This window comes from Terriglobia bacterium (genome assembly GCA_020073205.1).
Taxonomy (GTDB): Bacteria; Acidobacteriota; Polarisedimenticolia; order Polarisedimenticolales; family JAIQFR01; genus JAIQFR01.
On sequence record JAIQFR010000019.1, the window covers coordinates 14,265 to 37,026 of the forward strand.

The following is a 22,762-nucleotide window of genomic DNA, read 5'->3' on the forward strand; positions in this document are numbered from 1 at the left end:
TTGCGATCAGAAAGGCGTCCCGTCGTCGAGGATGACGCCGCACGGGACGATCCGCCGGCCGAAGTCCGGCGGAGCAAGGACAATGGAGATCTTCTGACCCCCCGTGACCGCGAAGGACGCTCTCAGGTCCATCTCGCGGTCCCCCAGCCGGACCCGGACGACGACCGTCCCGTGCCGGCGCTCCGGGGCAGGGTTGAGGACCGTGACCTCGACCCCGCCACCCCCCACGGTCAGCCCGACTATCCGAAGCGGAGCGGCTTTCGCGCCCGCCACCGCTCCGTACACCGCCGGACCGGCCCCCAAGGCCAGGATCAACATCCCGACCAGGGCCGTCCATCGCCGCAGCAGTCTCGGAGTGGGATTCATGGTCAGAAGCTCCTTGGCTCTCGCCTACATGCGTTCCTCCGAAAATTCGGAAATCCCCTTCAGCGGTGAAATATATATTGCAGTTTCGCATGTGCAATAGTCGTAATATCGCACACGCATATATCAAGTTTAAATTATTGATACAATTAGAATTGGCGGCCAGGACAACGACGTGATCGAGATGGACGGCAGCTTGACTGAGGACGGGAGGAATCGGGGCTCTGCGTCAGATCCGGTGGCGTCCCAGCTTCCGGTAGAGGGTCGCGCGGGATACGCCGAGCAGCGCCGCGGCTCGCTTGCGGTTACCGCGCGCGGCCTCGATGGCCGCCAGGATCTGCTCGCGCTCGCCGGTCTTGAGCGAGAACGCCGGCTCGCTGTGCCGCGTCACGGGCAGGAGGATGCGTCGCAGCTGAGGGTCGGACTCGATCGTGTCGAGGCCGATCGGTCCTGCGCCTGCGAGCATCGAGAGCCGCTGCAGCGCGTTCTGCAGCTCGCGGACGTTGCCGGGCCAGGCGTACCGCTCGAACGCCGCGAGCACGTCGTCCTCGACCGGAGGTGCCGGCCGGCCGCGCTCGGCGGCGATCCGCGAGAGGAAGTGGCTCGCGAGGAGCGCGACATCGCCGGGGCGCTTCCTGAGAGGCGGCAGCTCGATGGTGAGGACCTGAAGGCGGTAGAGGAGATCCTCTCGAAAGCGCCCGGCCTTGCTCAAGGCGGCGAGATCGCGATGGGTCGCCGCCAGGACCCGGACGTCGACCCTCGAGGTCGTCTCGGCCCCGACGCGGCGGACCTCTCCCTGCTCGAGGACGCGCAGGAGCCGGGCCTGCATCCCCGGAGACATGTCTCCCACCTCGTCCAGAAAGAGCGTGCCCCCGTCGGCCTGCTCGAAGAGGCCGGGGTGGGCGCGATCGGCGCCCGTGAACGCGCCTTTCACGTGACCGAACAGCGCGCTCTCGAGGAGCGTCTCCGGAATCGCGGCGCAGTTCTCGGTGAGGAACGTCAGGCGGCGGCGCGTCCCGTGGGCGTGGATCGCGCGGGCGACCAGCTCCTTGCCGGTTCCGCTCTCCCCCTGGATCAGGACGGGTAGAACCGTGGCCGCGACCTTCTCGATCAGGTCGAACACGCCCTGCATCGCCGCCGACCGCCCGACGAGGCTCGCGAACGAGGTCCGCACGTCCGCGGCCGCCAAGAGCTCGCGATTCCGCCGCTCGAGCCGAGCCCGCGCCCGGGTGTTCTCGAGGGCGAGGGCGGCGTGGTCGGAGAACGCCTCGACGAACCGCAGGTCGTCCGGGGTGAACAGGGCCCCGCCGCGCCTGCAGTCGAGATACACGGTTCCGATGATGCGGCCGCGCGAGCGGAGCGGAACGCACATCAGCGATCGGATGCCGTAGAGGCTGACGCTGCGGAGGTCCCGGAAGCGGGGATCGCTCCCGGCGTCGAGCGCCAGGAGCGAGCGCCCTTCTCCCGCCGCCGCCACCACGCTCCGGCTGTACGACTCGACGTCCCGCTCGGTCTCGGTTTCGAGCCCGCGCGCGAGCCGCACCGAGGACTCGTCGCCGGGCGCGCCGTCCCGTTCCTCCTTGAGCAGGATCATGCCGCGCTCCGCGCCGACCGCGCCGAGTGCCATGTCGAGGATCGCCTCGAGGAGCGCCTCGGGGTCCGTCTCGGAGTTCAGCGTGTGGATCATGTCGTAGAGCGCCCGGAGGCGGCGGTCCGGCCCGCCTCCGCCCGGCGCATGCTCCTCCGCGAGGCGCGAGAAGACGGGGCAACGGAGGAAATCGCTCCGCACGTCCTCGTCCGCGATCCGGTCCGCGGCCTCCGACAGGAGCCGCCTCCCCTCCTGAAGCGCCAGGCGTGCCTCGTCGTCGCGTCCGGCGCGGGCGAGCGAGTGCGAGAGCAGCGCGCGCGATCGAGCCTCGAATGCCAGCGCTCCACCCGAGCGGGCCGCCTCCGCGGCCTCCTCTGCCTCGTGCCGGGCGCTCTCGGCGTCGCCTCGCGCGAGCCGCCACTCGGCACGCGCGAGGGAGCGGCGGATCCGGACTTCGGGATCGATCGGCTCCCGGGTGGCCTCCGCGACCGCGTCGAGCTCGAGGGCCGCGGGCTCGAACGGGTCACGGCATCCCGGCCGCGACCTGCGCTCCAGCTCGAGCGCGAGCGCCATCAGGAGCGGGCGTCTCTTGATGCGGCCGCGGCAGCGCGCGAGGCTCTCCTCGAGGAGCGAGCGGACCCGGTCCTCCTCGGCGGAGCCGGTCTCCATCCACGCGCTCGCGAGGAGCATTCGCGCGTAGTCCTCGTTTTCGGGCTCGACTCGGGCGGTGGGCCGGGAGAGCGCCTCCTGGAGAAGCGTCACGGCCTCTCCGGCGCGGCCGCAGCGGATCCGCGCGTCCGCCAGGCGGCACTGGTCCACCAGCAGGAGATTCGGGTCACCCAGGTGGAGCGCGAGGTCCGCCGCCTGCTCCGCGAGAGCGATCGCGCGGTCCAGCTCGCCGGCATCGATGGCCACCATCGCGAGCCGGGAGATCGCAGACTCTTCGAGGCCGAGGGTGCCGCGCCTCGCGGCCGCGTCGCGCACGCCCTCGAGGATCGAGACCGCCTCGACCCTTGCGCCCGCGCGGGCCTTGAGGAACCCGAGTCCGAGGAGCGCCTTCAGCTCCTGCGCCCCGGGCTCGCCCGCGCCTCCGCGCGCAGCGCGGTAGCGTTCGATCGCTTCCGCGAAGTCCCCCTCCGCGCCGTCCGCCCCGAGCCTCACCCTGCAGGTGGCCAGGAGCTGCAGGACATCGGCCTCGGCCTCGAGGTCGCCCCGGCCCTCGATCATCGCGAGCGCGCTTCCCAGGAGCGGGATCGCCTCCGTTTCACGCCCCAGCCGCCCGAGCACGATGCCGGCCGCCTTCCGGGCCAAAGCCAGCTGCTCCGTGCCGCCCGCGCTCCCTGCCAGCTCCGCCGCGCGGTCCGCGACGCGAAGCGCCCGCTCGAAGCGCCCCGCCTGGACGAGGGCGTGCGCCTGTCGCGCCAGGGCCCCCGCGCGGTCGGCCAGGGTCGGCGCGAGGCGCGAAGCGGCTCCCCACGCCCTCGCGGCCGCGGGTTGGAGGCCGGCGTCGGCGAGCGCCCCCGCCTGCCGCTCCCGGAGCCGGTATCGACCCGCCCGCTCCCGGCCGAGGAGGCGCAGCGCGCGCGCCCACATCGCCGCCGCCGCCACGGGATCTCCCGCCCCCCCGGCGCGCTCGGCGGCGCGCACGGCCCATGCGGCCGCCCGCTCGCGCTCTCCGGCTTCCTCCCACAGCCGCGCCAGGAGCCGCGAATCGGCGGTCTCCGCCCCCGCGCCCTCGAGAGCCTCCGCGGCGGCGCGGTGGAGCGCGCACCGTTGCGCCGGCTCCATACCGGCGCGCAGCCGGTCGGCGAGCGCGCGGGAGTCCGTCTGCCACCTCCCCTTCTTTCGGTGCGCGAGACCGGCGGCGGCGGCTTCCTCCGCCGCGGCGCGTCCCTCCGCGGCGTCGAGACCGGACAGCTGAAGCAGCGCGCCTTCCTCCGCGTCGGTCTCGAGGACGGCCAACGCCTCGAGCCACGCTCGAGCGCCGGGGGCGAGCATGCGAAGCCGCCCGGCGGAGAGAACGTCGTCGTCCTCCTCCGGCCCCGCGAGCTCGCCGCGCTCCCACGCTCCCGAGATCAAGAGCGAGTCCGCTCTTGCCGAGGAACCCTCCGAAGCATCGAGGAGCCACTGCACCTGCTCCTCGGAGACGGCGCCGCCCGCGGCCCGGGTCGCCATCGCGCGGATCGCCTCAGCGCCGAGGCGGGGCACCTCGACGCGGCGCAGGGTCGGCACGCTGCCGGTGTCGGCGACGAGCTTCCGCAGGACGGGATGAGCGGCGGGACCCGGCCCCATCGCGGCCACCACCTGGACCGGAGGCCGGTCGCCTTCCCGCGCGATCCTGTCGAGGAACTCGGCCGCTCGGCTCCCCGCCGCGTCGGCGTCGTCCAGGGTCACGAGCACCGGCGACCGCGAGGCAGCTTCACGCAGCACCTCCACCGACGGTATCGCGTCGGGATCCGACGAAACCACCTTCCACCCATCGAGCACCGCCTCCGCCTCGAGCCAGCGTAGTATCCGCGTCTTCCCGGAGCCGGGGCTTCCGTCGAGCCACACCACGCGGGGTCCGGAAGAAGGGTCGAGCGCGGACCGGAGTGCCGCGATCTCCGCTTCGCGACCCGCGGGCGGCCCCGACATCAACCGGGCCGCCCGGCCCGCGGGAGTCTCGATCGGAAACCGCAATCCGCAGGCCTCGTTGAGACGGGCGAGCGCCTCCGAGGCCGTCGCGGGCCGCAGGGCCGGATCGGGAGCGAGCAGCTCCTCGAGCCAGCGGTCGAGCCCGGTGGGATGGCCGGCGGGCAGCGGAGGCCGCGCTCGCCGGCCTTCCGATACCGCGAGCACGAAGCGCGTGAGGTCCGGACCGGAAGGCGAGATCGGCGGATGGCCGTGTGCCGCCTCGAATAGGACGGCGCCCAGCGCGTAGAGGTCGGAGCGGGGGGTCGCTCTCTCGTTCCGGAACAGCTCCGGCGCCATGTACGGCAGCGTCCCCCTGGCCCGATGGACTTCGAGCGGATCCTCCGCACCGGGCTCGGCCAGGCCGAAGTCCACCAGCACCAAGCGGCAGCCGAGCTTGGGCCGGTCGCGGACCAGGAGGTTGCCGGGCTTGAGGTCGCGGTGGATCAGGCCGAACTCGTGGAGGAACGCGAGAGCGCGGAGCGCCTCGGCCGCGAGATCGAGGAGGAGCGCGGGACCCTCGTGCGCGATCGCGTCCACGATGCTCCGCCCCTCGATGAACTCCAGGGTGAATCGCGGCAGGCCGGATTCCGGCGAAGCGTCGAACTCATGGACCTCGACCAGGTTCGGATGCTTGAGCCGCGCGAGCGTCGCGAATTCCCGCCGGAGCTCCTCCTCGTGGCGCGGCCCCCCCGCTCCGCCCGCGTGAAGCTCCTTGAGCGCGAGAGGTGACCCGGGGCGGAGGCTGTCCTCCACCAGCCAAACCCGACCGGCCCCCCCTTCGCCGAGGACCCGCCGCAGGAGGTACCGGTCGCCGGAACCGTCCCGTCCAGGCATCGGCCGGATTATAAGAGCTATCGATGCTCTCGACGGGCGGTTTCTCCACCCTCAGGGGGACGCGGCGGCGAGCGATGCGGCGTGGCACAATCGTGTCCATGACGGACCGTCTGAATCCGCAGGCCAGCCAAATGGCCGACGAGTCCATGGTGCGGAACCTCTCTGCGCAGGCCCGCGCCATCTGGCCCCAAGAGGTCGACCTGCTCCGGCGCTACGGTCTCCCCGAGTCCGCGCGCATCCTCGACGCGGGTTGCGGGACCGGAGAGATCACGCTCCGGCTGGCGGAGCTGTATCCGTGCGCGGGCATCTTGGGGGTCGACATCATCGAGAGCCACCTCGACCTCGCCCGCTCGCGATGCGCGGGATTCGGGAACCGCGTCCGCTTCGAGAACCGGAGCGTCTTCGATTCGGGGCTTCCCGATGGATCGTTCGACCTCACCGTCTGCCGGCACCTCATCCACGCGATTCCCCACCCCGACCGCGTGCTGGCCGAGCTGGCTCGCGTGACCCGCCGGGGGGGCAGGCTTCACCTGATCGCCGAGGACTACGGCATGATCCACTTCGAGCCCAGGAGGCTGGACCCGGCGGGGTTCTGGCACGAGGCGCCACGGTCCTTCGGCGCGGCGATGGGAACGGATCTCCACGTCGGACGCCGCACCCCCTCGCTGCTCCGCCGGCTCGGATTGAAGGACGTCACCGTGGATTACGTCGTCGTCGACACGACGCGGGTGCCCCGGGAGACGTTCGCCGCCATCTGGGAAGCCTGGCGGGACGGTTACGCGGACATCATCGCGGAGCAGACGCACTTCACGCGCGAAGAGGTCATCTCACAGTTCGACGACATGATCGGGACCCTGCGGGAGTCCGAAGGCTACGGGGTCTGGTTCGTGCCCGTCGTCGCCGCGGTGGTGCCGTAGCGGGGTGCGCGACGGTCCCCCGGACCTGGATCGAGTGCCTCACGTGCGGTTCGTGTCTCGAATCCGAGACGGCTAGACAGGAAGCCGCAAAAGTTGGTCAAGCGTCGCCCCTTCTAGCACTTCCGCCGACGGGGCGCCGGGCCGTGCCTCGGTAACGAGACATCGGCGCTATCCGGCCTTCGAGCGCCTCGTATCGTAAGCCGTTGACTCACAGCGAGTTGAACCCGGTGAACGCCTGCACTCGCCTCCGGCGCCGCTCTTGCGATGGACACTTCCTGCCCGATGCGAATCCTCTCGAGGCACGGGTCGAGACGCAGGGCCGAAGGAGGTGCGGGATGTTCGAACGGCGATGGTTCCCCGACGCCCGGGGACGGACGCTCGCGATCGCGATCGCGGCGCTCGCCGCGGCGTCCCTTCTCACGACCGGAGCCGCGTCAGCCGGCTCCGGCGGAGGCTGCATCCGCGTGGACGTGGACCAGCCCGTCCGGCTGCCGGACGGCAACGTCTATCCCGCGGGTGTGCTCACCCTGTGCGACACGGCGGAACTCTCGCCGGTCGCGACGCTCCACAAGACGTACGTGAACGGCCGTCCGATCGGGATCCTGGTGAGTCGCAGGCGCGCCAACGAGACCAAGGGCGCCGAGCCTCCCGTGGTCGTGTTCCAGCGCGACCGCGGCGCCCTCGATCTCGTCGGTTACGTCCTGCCCGCACCGCGCCGGAGCGGGGTCACGTACGTGCTGAGCGCGAGCGTGGACATGCCGCTCGAGGGGGACCACCTGGCGTCGTCCTCGGGGCTTTCGGGCTCGCTCGTGGTCCTCGCCGCCGGCATGCGTTGAGGGCCGAGGTTTCATCCCGCTCCTCCCCCGGGGGGCGCGGCGGGGCGGCCGAGAGACGGTGGCCGCCACAGGCGTCGGACCGTGGCTCGAGGAGCAAGCGACTCGAGGAGCGCCACAGGTCGATCGGGTCCGCCGCGCCGCGCCCCCCTGTCCGTTTCACCGACGCACGTCCAGGGAATCGTCCCCGCACGGTAGGGCGCCGAGCCCGCTACTCCTCGCCGCGCGCGGCGCGGTCCCGCTTCACGCGGCTCCTTCGCCGCTTCTCTTCGAGGCGGCGCGCCTTGTCCGCCGCCGAGACCCGCGCCTTCGCCCTCGGCTTCGGTCGCCTAAGCGCCGCGCGGAGCAGTTGGGCGAATCGCAGGACGGCGGCATCCCGGTTCGCCGTCTGGCTCCTCGTCGTCTGGCAGACCACCCGGAGCACGCCCGCGCGGCTCACCCGCGTGGCGAGCCGCGCCGCGACCCTGGCCTTCTGCTCGGGCGTGAGGCTCGGCGACCCCGCGACGTCGAAGAGGAGCGTCACGCGGGTGGCCACCTTGTTCACGTTCTGGCCTCCCGGGCCGCCGCTCCGCGAGAACACGTACCTCACCTCGTCGTCCGGGATCGCGAGGCCTCCCTCGATCTCGATCACCGCTCGCCTCTCGGCACGAAGGGCAGGAGGATCGTCGCGAGGGCGGCCAGCGCCGCCCCGAACCCGAACGCGGTCGCGGGCCCCGCGGCGCTCCAGATCCAACCGAACAGCACGCTGGCGGGAAGCGCGGCGAGGCCGATCGCGCCGTGGTAGATGCCGTAGGCCGTGCCGCGGCGCTCGCTTCTCACGAGGTCGGCCACCAGGGCCTTCTCCGCTCCTTCGGTCATCCCGTAGTAGAGACCGTATGCGACGAACAGCGCGCAGTACTCCCCCACCGTCGTCGCCGCCGCCATGCCGAGGTACACGAGGGCGTACGCGGTCCACCCCGCGACGATCACGCCACGCCGCCCGAGCCGGTCGGAGAGGATCCCTCCCGGGAGACTGAACGCGATCTTCGAGAGGTGGAGCGCCACCCAGAGCGCGATCGCGGAACCCGTACCGAGCCCGAACCGGATCTGCCCGTGGAGCAGCAGGAAGAGGTCCGAGCTGTTGCCGAGGGCGAAGAGGGTCGTGACCGCGACGAAGCCGTAGAGCCTCGGAGGAAGGTCCCGCCAGCTACCGGGGGGCCGCGCGGGATCGGCGCGGTCCCTCGCGACCTCGCGGACACCGAGCAGGAGCGAGCCCAGCGCGAAGAGTCCGGGCACGAGGGCGAGCGCGAACACCCAGCGCAGCGCCCTCATCTCGCCGGGCGCAACACCCGCGGCGCTCCCCCAAGCCGCGCGCCCGAGAAACCCCCAGAGGATCGCGGACGCGGCGACCGGGCCGAGGACCGCCCCCGCGTGGTCCATCGCGCGGTGGAAGCTGAAGGCGAGCCCGCGGTGACCGGGGTCGACCGAGTCCCCCACGATCGCGTCCCGCGGCGACGTCCTGATCCCCTTCCCGACCCGGTCGGCGAAGCGGAGCCCGACCACGTGCCAGGCCGCCGCGGCGATCGACATCAGGGGGCGGCAGACCGTGGAGAGACCGTAGCCGAGCACCACGAGCGCCTTCCGGCGTCCGAGAGCGTCGCTCACCCGGCCCGACACCAGCTTCAGGAGGCTCGCGGCGGTCTCGGCGGTCCCCTCCATCAGGCCGACCCACACCGCCGCGGTCCCCACGGGGGCGAGTCCGGTGATGAAGGTGGGGAGCAAGGGGTAGATCATCTCGCTGGAGAAGTCGGTGAAGAAGCTGACGATGCCGAGCGCCAGCACGTTGCCGCGCAAAGCGGCGCGCCAGGAGGAGGAAGCACCGTGGGCCACGGACGGAATGCTACAACGAGCCGGCGAGCGCGGGCTTGCGGAGCTCGATCAGTCCGCGTTCCAGCATGCTCTTCAGGGCCTGGAGCACCTCGATCTCCCGCATCGGCGCGAGCCACAGGACCGTCCTGACGTCGCTCCGCCCATCGAGCAGGCTGGTGAGATACGACTCGGTGGGGGAGAGAGGCTCGCCCGCGAGCTCCGCCGCCGAGCGCTTGAGGCACGGGACCTTCGACGGATCGAGGACCCGGAACGCGCTCTCGCGGCAGGCGCCCTCCGCCTTGCCGACCAACTCCCGGAGCGTGGGGTCGCCCGGGTGGTCGCGGTACGCGGCGGCGAGGATCGCGAGCGCGGCCTCGGGCTCGTTCCGCGAGAGGAGGCGCAGGGCCACGGCGATCTCGCCGCCCAGACCCGTGTCGCTCTCGGTGCCATCGGCGGGCGTCGCCTTCGCCGAGGGCTTCGCGACGGCCGGCGGTTGCCGGACCTCCGGGGTCCGTCCTGCCGAGCCTGCGACCTCCACGAGACCGACCCGGAGCAGCTGGAAGAGGAGCTTGAGGACGAAGTACTCGGACGCGTGCGCGTGGAGCGACAGCTCCTCCAGCGTCCGGTGACCGTCCACGGAGGCGTAGATCGCGTTGGCGGCCTTGTGGCTGGTCACTTCCGGCGGCGCCGTCTTTCCCGTCCTGCGAAGGACGATCGAGGGATTGTCGAACACGCCTCGCATACGCTTCATCTCGTCGAAGCGCCTCATGCCGTGGAGAAGAACGTCCTCGACCCTGAGGTCGACCTCGATCAAACCGGGGTCGGGCGGCGCGCCGTCGATGAACCGGAACGCGGCGTCCGGCCAGTCGAACAGGCCGTAGATGGTCTCCTCCGCCTTTTCCGCGACGTGGCGGAGCAGCTCGTCTCGCGAGATCGCGCCCATGGCGACCAGGATGTCCCCCAGGTTCTCGCGCTTGACCTGCTGGCGCTCGAGCCCCTCCTTGAGCTGCGCCGCGGTAATCTTCCCTCGTGAGAGGAGGAACTGGCCGAGGAGCGACGGCGGGTCCTCGGACGAGCAGCCGATCAGGCTCCCGTTGCGGAAGTGGATCCGCTTGACGTGCTTGTTGCGCTCGAGCTCCAGCGCGCCGGTCTTGGCGGACTGCCCCGCCCACTGGAGCAGGTCGGACAGCGAGATGCTGGAAAGGTCGCCGAAAAGCGCCATGGCGTGCTCCGCCTGAGGTAAACCTAGGCTTGGGGAGGCCGCCGTCAAGCCCGCGACGGCCTGTCGGCGATTTCGGCACCCGCCGACGGCCCCGTCGCCGCGCCTCCTCGGCGGCGGCTTGAGCGGTTCTTTGCCTGTGCGAGAATGGGTCCCATGTTCTCGGCCAGAGTCCCTGGCGATCTCCGCCCGAACGCGATCGCCCGAGTGCGCCGCGAGGGGGAGGTCTCGTTCGACCTCACGGTGTCGAACCCGACCCAGTGCGGGATCGCGTACCCGGGGACGCTCATGGCGCCGCTCGCCCGTCCTGCGGCCCTCGCGTACCGGCCCGAGGCGCTGGGGAACGAGGGCGCGCGTCGCGCGATCGCGGCCGACTACCGGCGGCATGGCGTGGAGGTGGATCAACGGCGAATCGTGATCACCTCATCGTCGAGCGAGTCCTACGCGTTCCTCTTCAAGCTCCTGTGCGACCCCGGCGACGCGGTGATGATCCCCGCCCCTTCCTACCCTCTCTTCGAGCACCTCGCCGCCCTCGACGGCGTGCGCGCCCTCCCCTACCGCCTCGACCCGGGAGACGGCTGGCGGCCCTCGCTGCCGGGAGATCTTCCGGAGCGGACGCGGGCCGTGATCGCCGTCCACCCGAACAACCCGACCGGCTCCTACGTCGAGCCCTCCGCGGCAACCTCGCTGGCTCTCGCGTGCATGCGTAACGGGACGGCGCTGATTGCGGACGAGGTGTTCCTCGATTACCCGCTGGTGCGTGCCGTCGCGGCGCCGACGTTCGCCGTGCGCGGCGACGTCCTCACGTTCACGCTGGGCGGGGTGTCGAAATCCCTCGGGCTGCCGCAGCTCAAGCTCTCCTGGATCGTGGTGAGCGGTCCGGACGAGGCCGTCGAGGAAGCGCTCCGCCGCCTCGAGTTCATCGCGGACAATTATCTCTCGGTGGGAACGCCGGTCCAGCTCGCGCTTCCCCTCCTGCTGATCGAGGCCGCGCCGGTGAGGGACGCGATCCTGGACCGCTGCCGCCGCAACCTCGGCGCCCTCCGCGCCGCTGCCTCGTCGGTCCCGGCGGTCTCCGTTCCGGCGCCGCAGGGCGGCTGGAGCGCGGTCCTGCGGTTCCCGTCCACCATCGGCGAGGAGGCGCTCGCTCTCGAGCTGCTGCAGCAGGACGGCGTCGCCGTCCACCCGGGGTACTTCTTCGACTTCCCCGGCGACGGGTACGTGGTCGTGAGCCTCCTGCCGGAGCCGGGCGCGTTCGCGGAGGGCACGCGGCTCCTCCTTCGTCGTATCGCGTCGAAGGTGTAAGCTGCCCGCGCGGCCCGGCGGGACCGCGCCGAGGAGACCCGATGCGGAACCGCTCGCTCCTTAGGTCCATCGTGATCGCCGCGCTCGCGCTCCTCGCGCTGGCGCCGCACCCGGCCCGCGCCGCCGAGCCCGCCCCTCGCCAGTCGGAGACGCTCCCGTTCGACGCGGACACCATCGATCGGAGCTGGTTCGACCTCTCGATGAGCTATCGCAAGCTCGAGGACTCCGACACGAGCCGAAAGGGAAGCGACCTGGTCCTCGACGGGCGAGCGGCCTGGTCCTTCACGCCCAGCGTCGAGCTGGGCGTCGCGGGGAGCTACGTTTCGCGGGACTTCGACGACCGGGAGCTGGGGAGCCCGTCGGGGCTGGGGGACACGCTGGGCTGGGCGAAGTACCGGTTCCCCGGGGCCGGCAGCGCGGTGTTCAGCGTGGGCGGCTTCGCCTCGGTCCCCACGGGCGACGAGGAGGATTTCCTCGGGACCGGGAACCTCGAGGGCGGAGTGTTCTTCTCCGGCGGCGTGCGCACGCGGGGGGACGGGTTCGTGCAAGCCCACGTCGGGGTCCGGTGGAACCGCGACTTCGACAACCGGCTCGTGCACCTCGACGCGAAGAACTCGATCCTGGCGGGATTCGGCGGCGTCTACGAGGCCGCCTCGGGGATCGAGGTGTTCTCCTCGCTCCTCCTCGAGACGAGCCGGTACGAAGGAGGCGACGACACCGTCCGCCTGACCGGAGGCGCCCGGTGGACCCTTTCCACGAGCTGGCGAGTCCAGGTCCTCGCGTCCGCCGGTCTCACGGATGCCGCGCCGCGCCTCTCGCTCGGTGCCGGAGTCGTCTGGGCACGCTGACCCTACTCGAAGTGCTCGAGGCCGGGCCAGGCGTCCCTGAGGGACACTCGCGGACGCGTCGCCACCCAGATCGGCATGCCGTCCTGATAGCAGAACTCGCAGCGGAAGGTCGCGGCCTGCTCCACGTCCGTGAACAGGCGTTCGAGGTCGGTTCGCGAGGTGCCGAGCGCGATGACGACCCGCGGCGGAGGGCCGCCCGGTCCCCACAGGAAGTATTGGTTGTGGGCCGAGATCACGCGGGGCACTCCCCTCGCGGGGCCGAAGAACTCGAGCGATCCCGCATAGGCGTAGTCGCCGGCCAGCACGGCGGCCTGGTCGCGGCCCTCGGGCGGTAGCGTCCGAGCGACGGCGGCAACGGCGTCGGCGAGGTCCTCCCAGCCGAGGCTGTCGGCTGCCCACTGGGGAAGCGCGTTGTGCCTCTGCAGCTCGACCTGCGGATTGAGATGGAGCACGCGCGCGTAGGTCGCCAGCGCGTGAGGAGGGATGAGCGGCAGCGTGAGCGGGGCGAAGACGGCGACGCTCACCGCGCAGGCCGCGACCACGGCGACCCGCGCCGGCCGCCGTCCCCACCTTTCGAACACCACGGCGCCGGCGGCGAAGAGCATCGGATACGCGCCCGCGATCCGGTCCGGGCGGCTCGTGGGCACCAGGAGGGTCAGCGCAAACAGCATTCCGAAGGTCCAACCCAGGACCCTCCACGGCCTCCCCTCCCGGTCCAGCAGGTAGAACCGCAGCCCAAGCAGCCAGAGCGGCATCGTCACCGGGTTCATGAACAGCACCTGATCGAGAGCCGCCCGGAGCGACGAGGTGGGGACGTTCTTGACGGTCTCCGCAGCCCGGTAGAACTGAAGCGAGATCCAATCGTGGCGGACTTCCCAGACGAGGTTTGGCAGGAAGAGGAGGAACGCGACGAGGAGACCGAGCCACGGCCACGGCTCGCGGAGCCGCTCCCGCAAGGGGCTGGCGAGGACGGCGATCGCCAGCGCCGCGACGAAGACGGCCGTCGTGTGCTTGTTCTCGAGGCCGAGACCCGCGATGCCGCCCAGAACCAGCCACCATCGCGGATCGGCTCCCGCCGCCAGCGCCAGGACGAGGTCCGCCGACGCCGTCCACACGAGGATCTCGAAAGGGTTCGTCGAGAAGAACCCGAACAGGACCAGGAGGCCAGGGGCGACCGCGACCGCGAGCGCCGCGAGCGTCTGGGCGAACTTCCCTCCCCCGAGCCTGAAGGCCATCCGCCCCGTGAGGAACACGGTCGCCGCCCCCGCGACCGCCGCGGGGAGCCGGATCGCCGGCAGCGAGTCTCCCAGGATCGCGCGGACTCCGCGAAGGAGCAGCGGCGCAAGGGGGGGATGGTCCACGAAGCCGAAGCCGAGCCGTTTCGAGCAGGCGATGTAGTAGAACTCGTCGTTGAAGTAGCCGTACGCGTGGAACCCGTTGAGCCCGACCTCGACCAGCAGATGGCCCAGCGCGACGGCGAGAAGCGCGCCGAGAGCGAGATGTGCGGGCGGCGCGACGGCCCCCGCGCCCGCGTCTCCGCGGGCCGCGCGACTCCACGGGGAACGGGTCATTCCACCGAGCTTGGAGCCGTGCGGAGGTGAAGTCAAGGATCGGCAGGATGCGCGTCACAACCTCCGCCGGACGACCTCGGCGACCTCGGCGTCGGACAGCGCGATCGGGTTGGTCTTCATGCTTCCGCCGCGGCTGTCGGCCACGATGTGCGGCAGATCGGCCTCGCCGACGCCGAAGGCGCCGAGTCGCGGAAGGTCGAGACGGTCGGTCCATTCTCGGAGGAGCCTCGCAAGCGCCTCGGGGCCGCGGTCGACGTCCTCGGCCGCGCCGGCCAGGATCGCGTGGGCACGCGCGTACTTTCCGAGCGCCGCGCACTCCGGCTCCCGTCGGCGCATCGCCTCCACGTTGACCTCGACCGCCGCCGCGACCAGGGTCCCGCACACGACGCCGTGCGGAATCGGGAAGAACGCTCCCAGCGGCGAGGCCACGCCGTGCACCGACCCGAGCCCCGTCTGGGCCAGCACGATTCCCGAGAGAAGCGACGCGTATGCCATCCGGGAGCGCGCGGTTCGAAGCTCTCCCGTCCCGTCGTGCCACGGCAGCAAGCCGTCCCGGACCGCGGCGAGTCCGCTCACCGCCAGGGCGTCGGTGAGCGAATTCGCTCGGCTCGAGACGTATCCCTCGAGGAGCTGCGTCAGCGCGTCCATGCCGTCGGCGGCGACGAGACGAGGTGGACAGCTCTCGAGCAGGAGAGGATCCACCACCGCCCAGCGCGCCGTGAGATCGTCGTGGCGGAACGAGCGCTTGAAGCCTCTCTCCCCTCGGACGCTGAGCACCGAGTTCTTCGTCGCCTCCGTCCCCGTTCCCGCGGTGGTCGGGACCGCGACGAACGGGAGCGACGGGCCGGCGTAGGGAACGCCTCGCCCGGCCCCCTCGAGGTGGTCCATGACCGACCGGCCGCCGGGCAGCAAGCCGGCGATCGCCTTGGCCGCGTCGAGGACGCTTCCTCCGCCGACGCCCAGGACCGCGTCGTGACCCGCGCCGCGGAACCGGGAGACGGCCTCGTCCACGAGCGCCGGTGAAGGCTCCCCCGAGACCTCCATTTCCTCCCACGAGGTGCCGAGCGCGGTCAGGTTTTCCGCGAGCGGAGGCCAATAGCGGGACCCGCGAAAAGACCTCGCACCCCGCACCAGCAGCAGCCGGCGCCCGTACGACGCCAGGATGCCGGGGACGCGGGACAGCGAGCCCTCGCCGAACGCGATCGCCGGCAGCTTCGCGATCTCGAAGGAAGGCGTCACCACCGCCCGGGGTCCTCGGGCGCGAGCGCCCGGTAGTTCTTCCCCTCGCGCGGCGCCGCCATCCAAGCCTCCACGGTCCTTCGCCAGGCGAGGTAGTGCGGCGTCCTCTTGTGAGCGGCCGCGTCGTCCGAGGTGCGGAAGACCTCGTAGAGCACGAAGCGCGTCGGGTCGTCCTCGGATTGGAGGACGTCGAACCGCAGGTTCCCGGGCTCCTTCACCGAACCGTCGTGATTCTCACGAATCGCGGCGATGAACTCGTCGACCCGATCAGGCTTGACGCGAACGTGCACCAGCGTGACGTGCATTCGGACCTCCTCGCGATCTCGGCGCCCCGGGCCTCTGCCGGAGTTTAGTACGCCGGGACGCCGGCGGGAGGGAGGTCGTCCGAAACTCCTTGCCTGAACGGCGGTATGCTCGTATCGGGTCAGGATCGGGGCTTGTTTCGGGCTCGGCGGAAACCGGGCCCAGGTCCGGGGCGGCCATGCGGACCCGCGTTCTCGTCGTGCTCTTGCTCGCGGTGACCTGTCTCACCTGCCAGTCGAGCGATTCCGGCCTCAGCGGTGGTTGCTCGGCGGGCAAGGTCTGCGGGTTCTACGATCACAAGTACTTCGCCACTTACTACTGCGGCTCCATGGGAATCGGCTACAGCTTCCGGGACCCGGCGGCTTGCGTCCAGCAATGCAACGCCGCGTCGAGCTGGGGATGCGACGCGAGCGGCTGCAACTGCTCCGTGGACCACGGGACCGGCGCGTGGCTCCCGTGCACCGCGGCGAATAACGCGGAGGAGCGCTCCGGCAGCTGCTTCCTCTCGGGTAGCGGCATGAACGGCGAGACGGTCCCCTGCGTGTGCAACTAGGCCCGCGCCTCTGTACCGGGCCCCGCCGGCGCGCCGCTCACGGGAACACCTTCAGCGTCACGACCCCGTTCGGAGGCGTCGTGAATCTCACCACGCGCCCGATCGCCGGGACCGGCTCGCCGTCCTCCTCCAAGAAATTCGACGCCACGACCTTCCTCGGCGCGAACGGAAGGGTCAGCTCTGCCGTGCCGGCCTCGCCACGGGACTCGTACCAGCGGACCACCCAGGCGCCCGAGTCCTCGGCGCACTTGATCGAGGCGAGCACGTAGTGGTCGGGGCCCAGGCTCACGAACGACTTCTCCGGCGGGAGCGAGCCGGCGTGGCGGTCGGTGGCGACGGAGAGCAGCGGCGTTCCGTACTCGGCCCCGCGCCTCTCCGTCGCCGCGGCCCGCCAGCGCCCGGCGTGGGGATAGAGCGCGTACTCGATCGTGTGCTTGCCCCGGTCGGCGGTCGGATCGGGCCAGACCGGCGACCTCAGGAGGGACAGCCGCATCGTGGAGCCCTTGATGTCGTACCCGTACTTCGCGCGGTTCAGGAGGCTCACCCCGTAGTCGTCCTGGGAAAGGTCGGCCCACCTCTGGGCGGGGACCTCGCGCTTCGCCTTCTCCCAGCTGTCGCGCTCCCCCGTCGGGCGCGCGATCGAGCCGAAGGGGATCTCGTAGCTCGCGTGAGCGGCGGCGACCGTCACGGGGAAGGCGACCTTGAGCATCGTCTTCTCCTCCCACCAGTCCGCCGTGGTCACGAAGTCGATCCGGTCGACGCCGGGGTAGAGCACCACGTCCTGCGTGAAGAAGCTCGTCGGGAAATCCTCGGTGGGGAAGTCCTTCCTGACGCCGGGCTTGAGGTAATCGCGGGTCGCGCGCAGGACCACCCGCGCGGGCCCCCGCTCGACCACCTCGATCGAGCGGAGCTTGGACGGGTAGCGGGTGCCCGTCAGGCCGATGTTCCACGCGTCCCAGGCCGAGGGCCTGTCCTCGAGGAGCTGCAGCTCGTTTCCGGGGCCGGCGAGCACTTCCTTGCCCTTTCGCTTGTCGAGGATGCTCTTGATCCACCCGGTCGCAGGATCGAGCCCGATCGTGAAGAACTCGTTCTCGACACGGCTCTCGGAGATCCTCACCGAGGACGCCGCGCTCGCCTTCCCCCTTCTCACGTCGTAGACCGCGTATCCCAGCGGCGGGACCGCGTCGGCCACGAACAGCACCTCGCGCGCGTACCGGCCGGTGGGAACGACCTGGGACGGGACCTCCCGCCCCCGTGCGTCGAAGACCGCCACCCCGTCCCCGGCATCCTCCGGCAAGGCGACGCGGACCGTGTCGCGCCGCTCCCAGGCCAGTGGGTTGAACACGACGACGGGGAGTCCCTGGGTCTTCGACGTGTCGGCGGCCCTCGCGAGCGACAGGAGCGCGCGGTCGAGGTCGTGCGTCGAGATCTCCTCCGCTGCCCGGTAGCGCTCGGGCGCGTCGACGTACACCTCGCGGATCCCGGAGCCGGGGAGGATGTCGTGGAACTGGTTGAACAGCACGTGCTCCCACGCCTCCTTCAAGCCGGCGCCGTCGTAGGTGCCGCCGGTCAGGGTGGAGATCGTCGAGAACTTCTCGGCGTTGGTCAGCTCCATCTCGCTCCGGCGGTTCCACTCCTTCATCCGCGCCTGGGTCGTGAACGTCCCCTCGTGGTACTCGAGGTGCAGCTCGTCCTTCCAGACCGGGAGCTTCGACAGGTCCTGCGAGCGGAGCCACGCGAGGTACTTCCCCGCGGTGCCGTACTCGACCGCCGGGAACACGGTGAGCGAGCGGAGGCGGTCCACCCGGCCGAGCATCTCGAGAGACGGTCCCCCGCCGTGGTCGCCGACGCCGAACAGCACCATCATCTTCCGGAACCCGGTGTTCGCCTCGAACTGCCGGAGCCAATCCACGAGGCGGTAGGGGTCCTCGACGGTGTCGACGTAGTCGAACGGGAAGTAGCTCAGCACCCGCGAGCCGTCCGGCCCCTCCCACCAGAACGCCCGGTGCGGGAACACGTTGACCGCGTTCCACCCGATCTTCTGCGTGATGAACGCGTCGATCCCCGCCTGCCGATAGAACTGCGGCATGTTCCAGTTGTACCCGAAGGAATCGGGGTTCCACCCGACCTTCACGTCGACGCCCAGCTCGTCCCGGAAGAATCCCTTGCCGTAGAGGAGGTGCCTCGCCCAGGAGTCGCCCGACGGCAGGTTGCAGTCCGGCTCGATCCACATCCCGCCGACCACTTCCCACCGGCCCTCCCGGACTTTCTCGCGGATGCGGCGGAAGAGAGCGGGATCGAGCCGCTCCATCCAGTCGTAGTACGCGGCGGAGCTCTGGGTGTACGTGAAGTCCGGCCGCGCGTCGAACATGTTGAGGACGGAGGAAAAGGTGTTCCGGCAGACCTCGACCGTCTCCCGCTCGCGCCAGAGCCAGGCGGCGTCGATGTGGGCGTTCGCGTCGAAGTAGAGGGTGAAGCGCTTCGCGAATTCGCTCACCGGCTTGAGCGCCGATCGCGCCGCGTCGAGGGAAGCCAGGAAGCGGTCCACGTCGCCCCGCTCGAGGGCCTCCGCGTCCACGCGTCCCGCGGTCTCCTCGAGGAGCGCGCCGAGCCGGGTCTTCTCCTCCCTGCGAATCGTGGAGGCGTCGATCCCCGGGTCCACCTTGCCGTGGGAGCTCGTTTGATACGTGTCGAACCCCGCCAGCTTCTGCCCCACGCGGAGACTCAGGGAGAGGTCCTCCACCTTGCGGCGCAGATCCTCTTCACCGCGGAGCTCGATCTCCGCCCGGAGGATCCGGAGCGGCCCGCCGGTGTTGACCGCCTTGATCGCGATCACGAAGCGGTCCTTGGGCTTGACGTCCGCGGAAAGTTCGAAGACGCCGTCCCAACCGAAATACCCCTTGCTCTCGCCGTTCACGAAGAGGGTGCCGGCATCGTCCACGGTGAGGAGTAGACGGGCCGGACCGTGGAGGGGCCGGCCGAGGTAGGTCTCGGGCAGGACGACCGTTCTCCTGAGCCAGCACGAGTCGGGGTAGATCTTCTCCTCGAGCTTAAGATCGTCCCAGCGCGAGTCGTCGAACTCGGGGCGCGCCGGCGCGTCGCCGTCGATCCTGGCCGTCTTGAGGTCGGGGCTCGCCTTCCAGTCGTCGAGCGACAATCGGGTCTGCGCGTCGAGACGCGCCACCAGCCGGTCCACGGCAGTCCCGCCGAGGGCCGGCGTGGCCGCGAGCAGGAGGATCGCGATCGCCCCACGGATCGACATGCCCCACCTCATCTCTTCCTCGTCGTGTCCGCCAGCACCGCCAGCAGGATCACGACGCCGACGACCACCTGCTGGACGTAGGAGTTCACGTTCAAGAGGTTCAGGCCGTTCCTCAGCACCGCGATCAGCATCGCCCCTAGGAACGTCCCCGCGATCGAGCCGCGCCCGCCCGAGAGGCTCGTGCCCCCGACCACCACCGCCGCGATCACGTCCAGCTCGTACATCATCCCCGCGTTCGGCTGGCCGGAGTTCATCCTCGACGCGAGGAGGACCCCGCTCGCCGCCGAGAGGACGCCGCAGAGCACATAGACGCCCGCGACCACGCGACCGGTTCTGATCCCGGCGAGGCGGGCGGCCTCGGCGTTCCCGCCGACCGCGAGCACGTACCGGCCGAACCGGGTGTGGAGGAGGACGACGTGCGCGGCGGCGTACACCCCGAGCATCACCAGAGACGGGAGTGGAACGCCCAGAGGACGCCCGCTTCCGAGAGTGCCGAAGCTCTCCGGCAGCTCCCAGATCGGCCGTCCCTCCGTCGCCACGAACGCGGTCCCGCGCCAGACCGTCATCAGCGCCAGGGTCACGATGAAGGGCGCCACCCTGAACCGGGTCACGAAGAGGCCCGCGATCGACCCCGAGAGCGCGCCGAACGCCAGGGCGGCGAGGATCGCGAGCGGAATGCCGGCCGACGGCGGGAGGCCCGCCTTGAGCGTCGACGTGGCGACGATCCCGGCGACCGCGACCACCGACCCCACCGAGAGGTCGATCCCGCCGGTGAGGATGACGAAGGTCATCCCGGCGGCGATGATCGCGGTGATCGAGGCCTGGAGCGAGACGTTCAGGAGGTTCTCGGCGGTGAGGAAATGCGGGGACAGGGCCGCGAACGCGACGCACTCCGCCGCGAGCGCCACGGCGAGCCCCAGCTCGGCGATCCTCCGCCACGCCGCCCCGCGCCCCCCCGGGCTCACGCGGCCTCACTCCCGCCGCCGGTCGCCAGGGACATGACCCGCTCCGGCGTGGCGTCGCACGCGGCCAGGTCCCCGGCGATCCGCCCGGAGCAGAGGACCAGGACGCGGTCGCTGAGGCCGAGGAGCTCCGGCAGGTCCGACGAGATCACGATCACCCCCGCGCCGCCTGCCGCCAGCTCGCGCACCAGCGCGAGGATCTCCGCCTTCGCGGCCACGTCGACGCCGGCGGTGGGCTCGTCGAAGATCAGCACCTTGGATCGGGCTTCGAGCCAGCGCGCGAGCACCACCTTCTGCCGGTTGCCTCCGCTCAACTCGTCGACCCTCGTGTCGAGGGAAGGCGTTCTTATCCGGAGCCGGTCCACGTGGCGCTTGGTCGCCACCGCCTCCCGCCGCCGGCTGGTGAAGATCCCACGGCCGAGCGCCCGGAGGTCCGCGAGCGTCACGTTCTCCCTGACGCCCATCGTGGGAACGAGGCCGAGCCGGTTCCGGTCCTCGGTGAGGAGCGCGATGCCCAGGTCGATCGCTTCCCTCGGCGAGCGAGGGGCGATCACCTTTCCCTCGAGGAGCATCCTTCCCCTCTCGGCGCGGTCCGCGCCGAAGATCAGACGCGCCAGCTCCGTCCTGCCCGCACCCACGAGCCCCGCGAGTCCCAGGATCTCCCCGCGGTGCAGTCTCAGGGTCACCGGCCCGAGCCCTCCGGCCGCGACCTCCTCGAGCCGGAGGATCTCCTCGCCAGGCGCGCGCTCCGCCGTCCTCGCGCCTTCCGTGATCTCCCGCCCGACCATCCACCGGACGAGGGTCGCCCGGTCGATCGTCGAGGCGGGCGCGCTCGCCACCGTCCGGCCGTCGCGCAGGACCGTCACGCGATCGGCGATCTCGAACACCTCGTCGAGCCGGTGGGAGATGTAGACGATCCCGGCCCCCTCGCCCCTCAAGCGCCGCACGACGTCGAACAGGCGCGCGATCTCGCGGCCGGTCAGCGGAGCGGTCGGCTCGTCGAGGGCGAGGACCCGGACCTTCCGGGAGATCGCCCGGGCGATCTCGACGATCTGCTGGCGCGCGACGCCGAGCCTTCCCGCCTTCGCCGCCGGGTCGAGAACCTCCCCCAGCTGCGCGAGCGCCGCGCGGGCGGTCCGCTCCATCGCCCGCCGGTCGATGAACGGCGTCCTCTCGACGAGAGGCTCGGCGCCGAGGAGCAGGTTCTCCGCGACGGTCATCTCCGGAACGATCTTGAGATCCTGGTGGATCATCCCGATGCCGAGGCGCTGCGAGTCGGCCGGCGAGTCGAGGACGGCCTCCGTCCCATCCACCAGAACGCTGCCGGCGTCACGGGGAACCGCGCCGGCGAGGATCTTCATCAGCGTGGACTTCCCGGCGCCGTTCTCCCCGACGAGGGCATGGACCTCGCCTCGCGCAACGTCGAAGTCCACCCGGTCGAGGGCCAGCACCGCGCCGTACCGCTTGACGATGCCGCGCAGCTCGAGAAGGGCGCTCATCGGTCGAGCGCGGCGCGGTCCAGGATGCCCACGTCGACCGGCACCGTTCTCGGGATCGCCTCGCCCGCGAAGTGGCGGCGGATCATCTCGACGGTCGCCGCGCCGATCTTCCGCGGGTACTGGATCACGTCGGCCTTGAGCGCGGTCCCCTTCCGGATCGCGTCCACCGCGGGAGGGGTGGCGTCGTACCCGACGATCGCGACCCGGTCCCGCGCGAGCTGCCTCACCGCATCCAGGGCGCCGAGCGCCGAGTCGTCGTTGATCCCGAAGATGCCGTCGAGGTCCGGGTGCGCCAGGAGGACGTCGGACGCGGCCTCGAGAGAGCGGTCCCGCACTCCCTGCCCGTTGACGTCGGCGACCACCGACATCCCGGCGTGCTTCGCGATCGCCTCCCGGAACCCCTGGACGCGGTCCAGCACGGACGTGATCGCCGGCTGGTCCACGATGGCGACCTTGCCGATTCCGTTCAGGAGCTTCGCGAGGTACTCCCCGGCCAGTCTCCCGCCCGCCACGTTGTCCGACGCGACGTGGCAGACGACGTCCCCCTCCTGTGCCGCGATGTCCGCGGTGAACACGGGGATGCCGGCCGCGTTGGCCCTCCTGATCCCGGGTCCGACCCCTTTCGAATCCACGGGGCAGACCACGATCGCGTCCACTTTCCGCGCGACGAAGTCTTCGATCTGCGCCGCCTGCTTCCCGAGATCGAACTCCGCGGACGTCACGATCAGCCGGTAGCCGTCCTTCGCCGCCTCCGCGAGGAGCCCTTCCTCGAGGTCACGGTAGAAGAGGTGGCCCCTCGTCAGCAACGTGACGCCGACCGCCTTGGCGCCGTTCGCGGTGCCGGCAGGGCCGCCGCAGGTCGCCGCGGCCGAGGCGAGAAGCAGGAGAAGGACTGACGCGAGGCGACGCTGCATGGGAGGCCCCCTGCCGGAGCCTCCCGCGCGC

17 protein-coding genes are annotated in these 22,762 nt (G+C 71.1%); 5 read left to right on the forward strand and 12 right to left on the reverse strand.

Annotation, left to right across the window (positions count from 1 at the left end; genetic code table 11):
* Positions 1–6: 6 nt before the first annotated feature.
* Complete coding sequence (locus LAO51_06145; GenBank protein MBZ5638324.1) at positions 7–366, reverse strand: hypothetical protein; 360 nt, start codon at positions 364–366, stop codon at positions 7–9.
* Positions 367–592: 226 nt separating this feature from the next.
* Positions 593–5,458 carry a sigma 54-interacting transcriptional regulator gene (locus LAO51_06150; GenBank protein ID MBZ5638325.1) on the reverse strand — a complete coding sequence of 1,622 codons (4,866 nt, stop codon included), beginning with the start codon at positions 5,456–5,458 and terminating at the stop codon, positions 593–595.
* Positions 5,459–5,556: 98 nt separating this feature from the next.
* Here LAO51_06150 and LAO51_06155 point away from each other — a divergent pair, with 98 nt between their 5' ends.
* Both LAO51_06155 and LAO51_06160 read left to right on the forward strand, forming a co-directional pair.
* The gene (locus LAO51_06155) at positions 5,557–6,375 is read left to right on the forward strand and encodes a class I SAM-dependent methyltransferase (GenBank protein ID MBZ5638326.1); all 819 of its coding nucleotides are present in this window, start codon (positions 5,557–5,559) and stop codon (positions 6,373–6,375) included.
* Between the two features lie 335 nt (positions 6,376–6,710).
* A complete protein-coding gene (locus tag LAO51_06160; protein ID MBZ5638327.1) occupies positions 6,711–7,211 on the forward strand; it encodes a hypothetical protein in 501 nt (166 codons plus the stop codon).
* Between the two features lie 208 nt (positions 7,212–7,419).
* On the opposite strand, the gene arfB is transcribed toward LAO51_06160, so the two are convergent.
* The 3 genes from arfB to LAO51_06175 all read right to left on the reverse strand — a co-directional run bounded on the left by arfB (position 7,420) and on the right by LAO51_06175 (position 10,278).
* Positions 7,420–7,839 carry an aminoacyl-tRNA hydrolase gene (arfB, locus tag LAO51_06165; GenBank protein ID MBZ5638328.1) on the reverse strand — a complete coding sequence of 140 codons (420 nt, stop codon included), beginning with the start codon at positions 7,837–7,839 and terminating at the stop codon, positions 7,420–7,422.
* Positions 7,836–8,981: an MFS transporter gene (locus LAO51_06170; GenBank protein MBZ5638329.1), complete on the reverse strand. Its 1,146-nt coding sequence runs from the start codon at positions 8,979–8,981 to the stop codon at positions 7,836–7,838. The genes arfB and LAO51_06170 overlap by 4 nt, the downstream gene beginning before the upstream one ends.
* 106 nt (positions 8,982–9,087) lie before the next feature.
* Positions 9,088–10,278 carry a DUF4388 domain-containing protein gene (locus LAO51_06175; protein MBZ5638330.1) on the reverse strand — a complete coding sequence of 397 codons (1,191 nt, stop codon included), beginning with the start codon at positions 10,276–10,278 and terminating at the stop codon, positions 9,088–9,090.
* 153 nt (positions 10,279–10,431) lie between these two features.
* Between LAO51_06175 and LAO51_06180 the strand changes: the two genes are divergently transcribed.
* A complete protein-coding gene (locus tag LAO51_06180; GenBank protein MBZ5638331.1) occupies positions 10,432–11,580 on the forward strand; it encodes a pyridoxal phosphate-dependent aminotransferase in 1,149 nt (382 codons plus the stop codon).
* Positions 11,581–11,621: 41 nt separating this feature from the next.
* On the forward strand, positions 11,622–12,428 hold the full coding sequence (locus tag LAO51_06185; GenBank protein MBZ5638332.1) for a hypothetical protein: 807 nt from the start codon (positions 11,622–11,624) through the stop codon (positions 12,426–12,428).
* 2 nt (positions 12,429–12,430) lie between these two features.
* Here LAO51_06185 and LAO51_06190 read toward each other — a convergent pair whose 3' ends face one another.
* From LAO51_06190 to LAO51_06200, 3 genes are read right to left on the reverse strand one after another with little or no spacing between them, the layout of a single operon-like run.
* Entirely contained in the window at positions 12,431–13,999 is a 1,569-nt protein-coding gene (locus LAO51_06190; GenBank protein MBZ5638333.1) for a glycosyltransferase family 39 protein, read from the reverse strand.
* A 54-nt stretch (positions 14,000–14,053) separates the two neighbouring features.
* Positions 14,054–15,241: an iron-containing alcohol dehydrogenase gene (locus LAO51_06195; protein MBZ5638334.1), complete on the reverse strand. Its 1,188-nt coding sequence runs from the start codon at positions 15,239–15,241 to the stop codon at positions 14,054–14,056.
* Positions 15,235–15,543, reverse strand: a complete 309-nt coding sequence (locus tag LAO51_06200) for an antibiotic biosynthesis monooxygenase (GenBank protein ID MBZ5638335.1) — start codon at positions 15,541–15,543, stop codon at positions 15,235–15,237. The genes LAO51_06195 and LAO51_06200 overlap by 7 nt, the downstream gene beginning before the upstream one ends.
* 176 nt (positions 15,544–15,719) lie before the next feature.
* On the opposite strand from LAO51_06200, the gene LAO51_06205 reads away from it, so the two are divergent.
* Positions 15,720–16,094, forward strand: coding sequence for a hypothetical protein (locus LAO51_06205; protein ID MBZ5638336.1), 375 nt, complete (start codon positions 15,720–15,722; stop codon positions 16,092–16,094).
* A gap of 37 nt (positions 16,095–16,131) precedes the next feature.
* Here LAO51_06205 and LAO51_06210 read toward each other — a convergent pair whose 3' ends face one another.
* The 4 genes from LAO51_06210 to LAO51_06225 are packed head-to-tail and all read right to left on the reverse strand — an operon-like array spanning position 16,132 to position 22,731.
* Positions 16,132–19,356 carry a hypothetical protein gene (locus LAO51_06210; GenBank protein MBZ5638337.1) on the reverse strand — a complete coding sequence of 1,075 codons (3,225 nt, stop codon included), beginning with the start codon at positions 19,354–19,356 and terminating at the stop codon, positions 16,132–16,134.
* 8 nt (positions 19,357–19,364) lie between these two features.
* On the reverse strand, positions 19,365–20,321 hold the full coding sequence (gene rbsC / locus LAO51_06215; protein MBZ5638338.1) for a ribose ABC transporter permease: 957 nt from the start codon (positions 20,319–20,321) through the stop codon (positions 19,365–19,367).
* Entirely contained in the window at positions 20,318–21,817 is a 1,500-nt protein-coding gene (locus LAO51_06220) for a sugar ABC transporter ATP-binding protein (GenBank protein ID MBZ5638339.1), read from the reverse strand. The genes rbsC and LAO51_06220 overlap by 4 nt, the downstream gene beginning before the upstream one ends.
* A complete protein-coding gene (locus tag LAO51_06225) occupies positions 21,814–22,731 on the reverse strand; it encodes a substrate-binding domain-containing protein (protein ID MBZ5638340.1) in 918 nt (305 codons plus the stop codon). The genes LAO51_06220 and LAO51_06225 overlap by 4 nt, the downstream gene beginning before the upstream one ends.
* Positions 22,732–22,762: the final 31 nt, after the last annotated feature.

Excerpts from the sequence above, each read along its gene's own strand:
- LAO51_06145 (MBZ5638324.1), bottom strand. The coding sequence starts at position 366 with ATGAATCCCACTCCGAGACTGCTGCGGCGATGGACGGCCCTGGTCGGG.
- LAO51_06150 (MBZ5638325.1), bottom strand. The coding sequence starts at position 5,458 with ATGCCTGGACGGGACGGTTCCGGCGACCGGTACCTCCTGCGGCGGGTC.
- LAO51_06155 (MBZ5638326.1), top strand. The coding sequence starts at position 5,557 with ATGACGGACCGTCTGAATCCGCAGGCCAGCCAAATGGCCGACGAGTCC.
- LAO51_06160 (MBZ5638327.1), top strand. The coding sequence starts at position 6,711 with ATGTTCGAACGGCGATGGTTCCCCGACGCCCGGGGACGGACGCTCGCG.
- LAO51_06170 (MBZ5638329.1), bottom strand. The coding sequence starts at position 8,981 with ATGATCTACCCCTTGCTCCCCACCTTCATCACCGGACTCGCCCCCGTG.
- LAO51_06175 (MBZ5638330.1), bottom strand. The coding sequence starts at position 10,278 with ATGGCGCTTTTCGGCGACCTTTCCAGCATCTCGCTGTCCGACCTGCTC.
- LAO51_06180 (MBZ5638331.1), top strand. The coding sequence starts at position 10,432 with ATGTTCTCGGCCAGAGTCCCTGGCGATCTCCGCCCGAACGCGATCGCC.
- LAO51_06185 (MBZ5638332.1), top strand. The coding sequence starts at position 11,622 with ATGCGGAACCGCTCGCTCCTTAGGTCCATCGTGATCGCCGCGCTCGCG.
- LAO51_06190 (MBZ5638333.1), bottom strand. The coding sequence starts at position 13,999 with ATGACCCGTTCCCCGTGGAGTCGCGCGGCCCGCGGAGACGCGGGCGCG.
- LAO51_06200 (MBZ5638335.1), bottom strand. The coding sequence starts at position 15,543 with ATGCACGTCACGCTGGTGCACGTTCGCGTCAAGCCTGATCGGGTCGAC.
- LAO51_06205 (MBZ5638336.1), top strand. The coding sequence starts at position 15,720 with ATGCGGACCCGCGTTCTCGTCGTGCTCTTGCTCGCGGTGACCTGTCTC.
- LAO51_06210 (MBZ5638337.1), bottom strand. The coding sequence starts at position 19,356 with ATGTCGATCCGTGGGGCGATCGCGATCCTCCTGCTCGCGGCCACGCCG.
- LAO51_06220 (MBZ5638339.1), bottom strand. The coding sequence starts at position 21,817 with ATGAGCGCCCTTCTCGAGCTGCGCGGCATCGTCAAGCGGTACGGCGCG.
- LAO51_06225 (MBZ5638340.1), bottom strand. The coding sequence starts at position 22,731 with ATGCAGCGTCGCCTCGCGTCAGTCCTTCTCCTGCTTCTCGCCTCGGCC.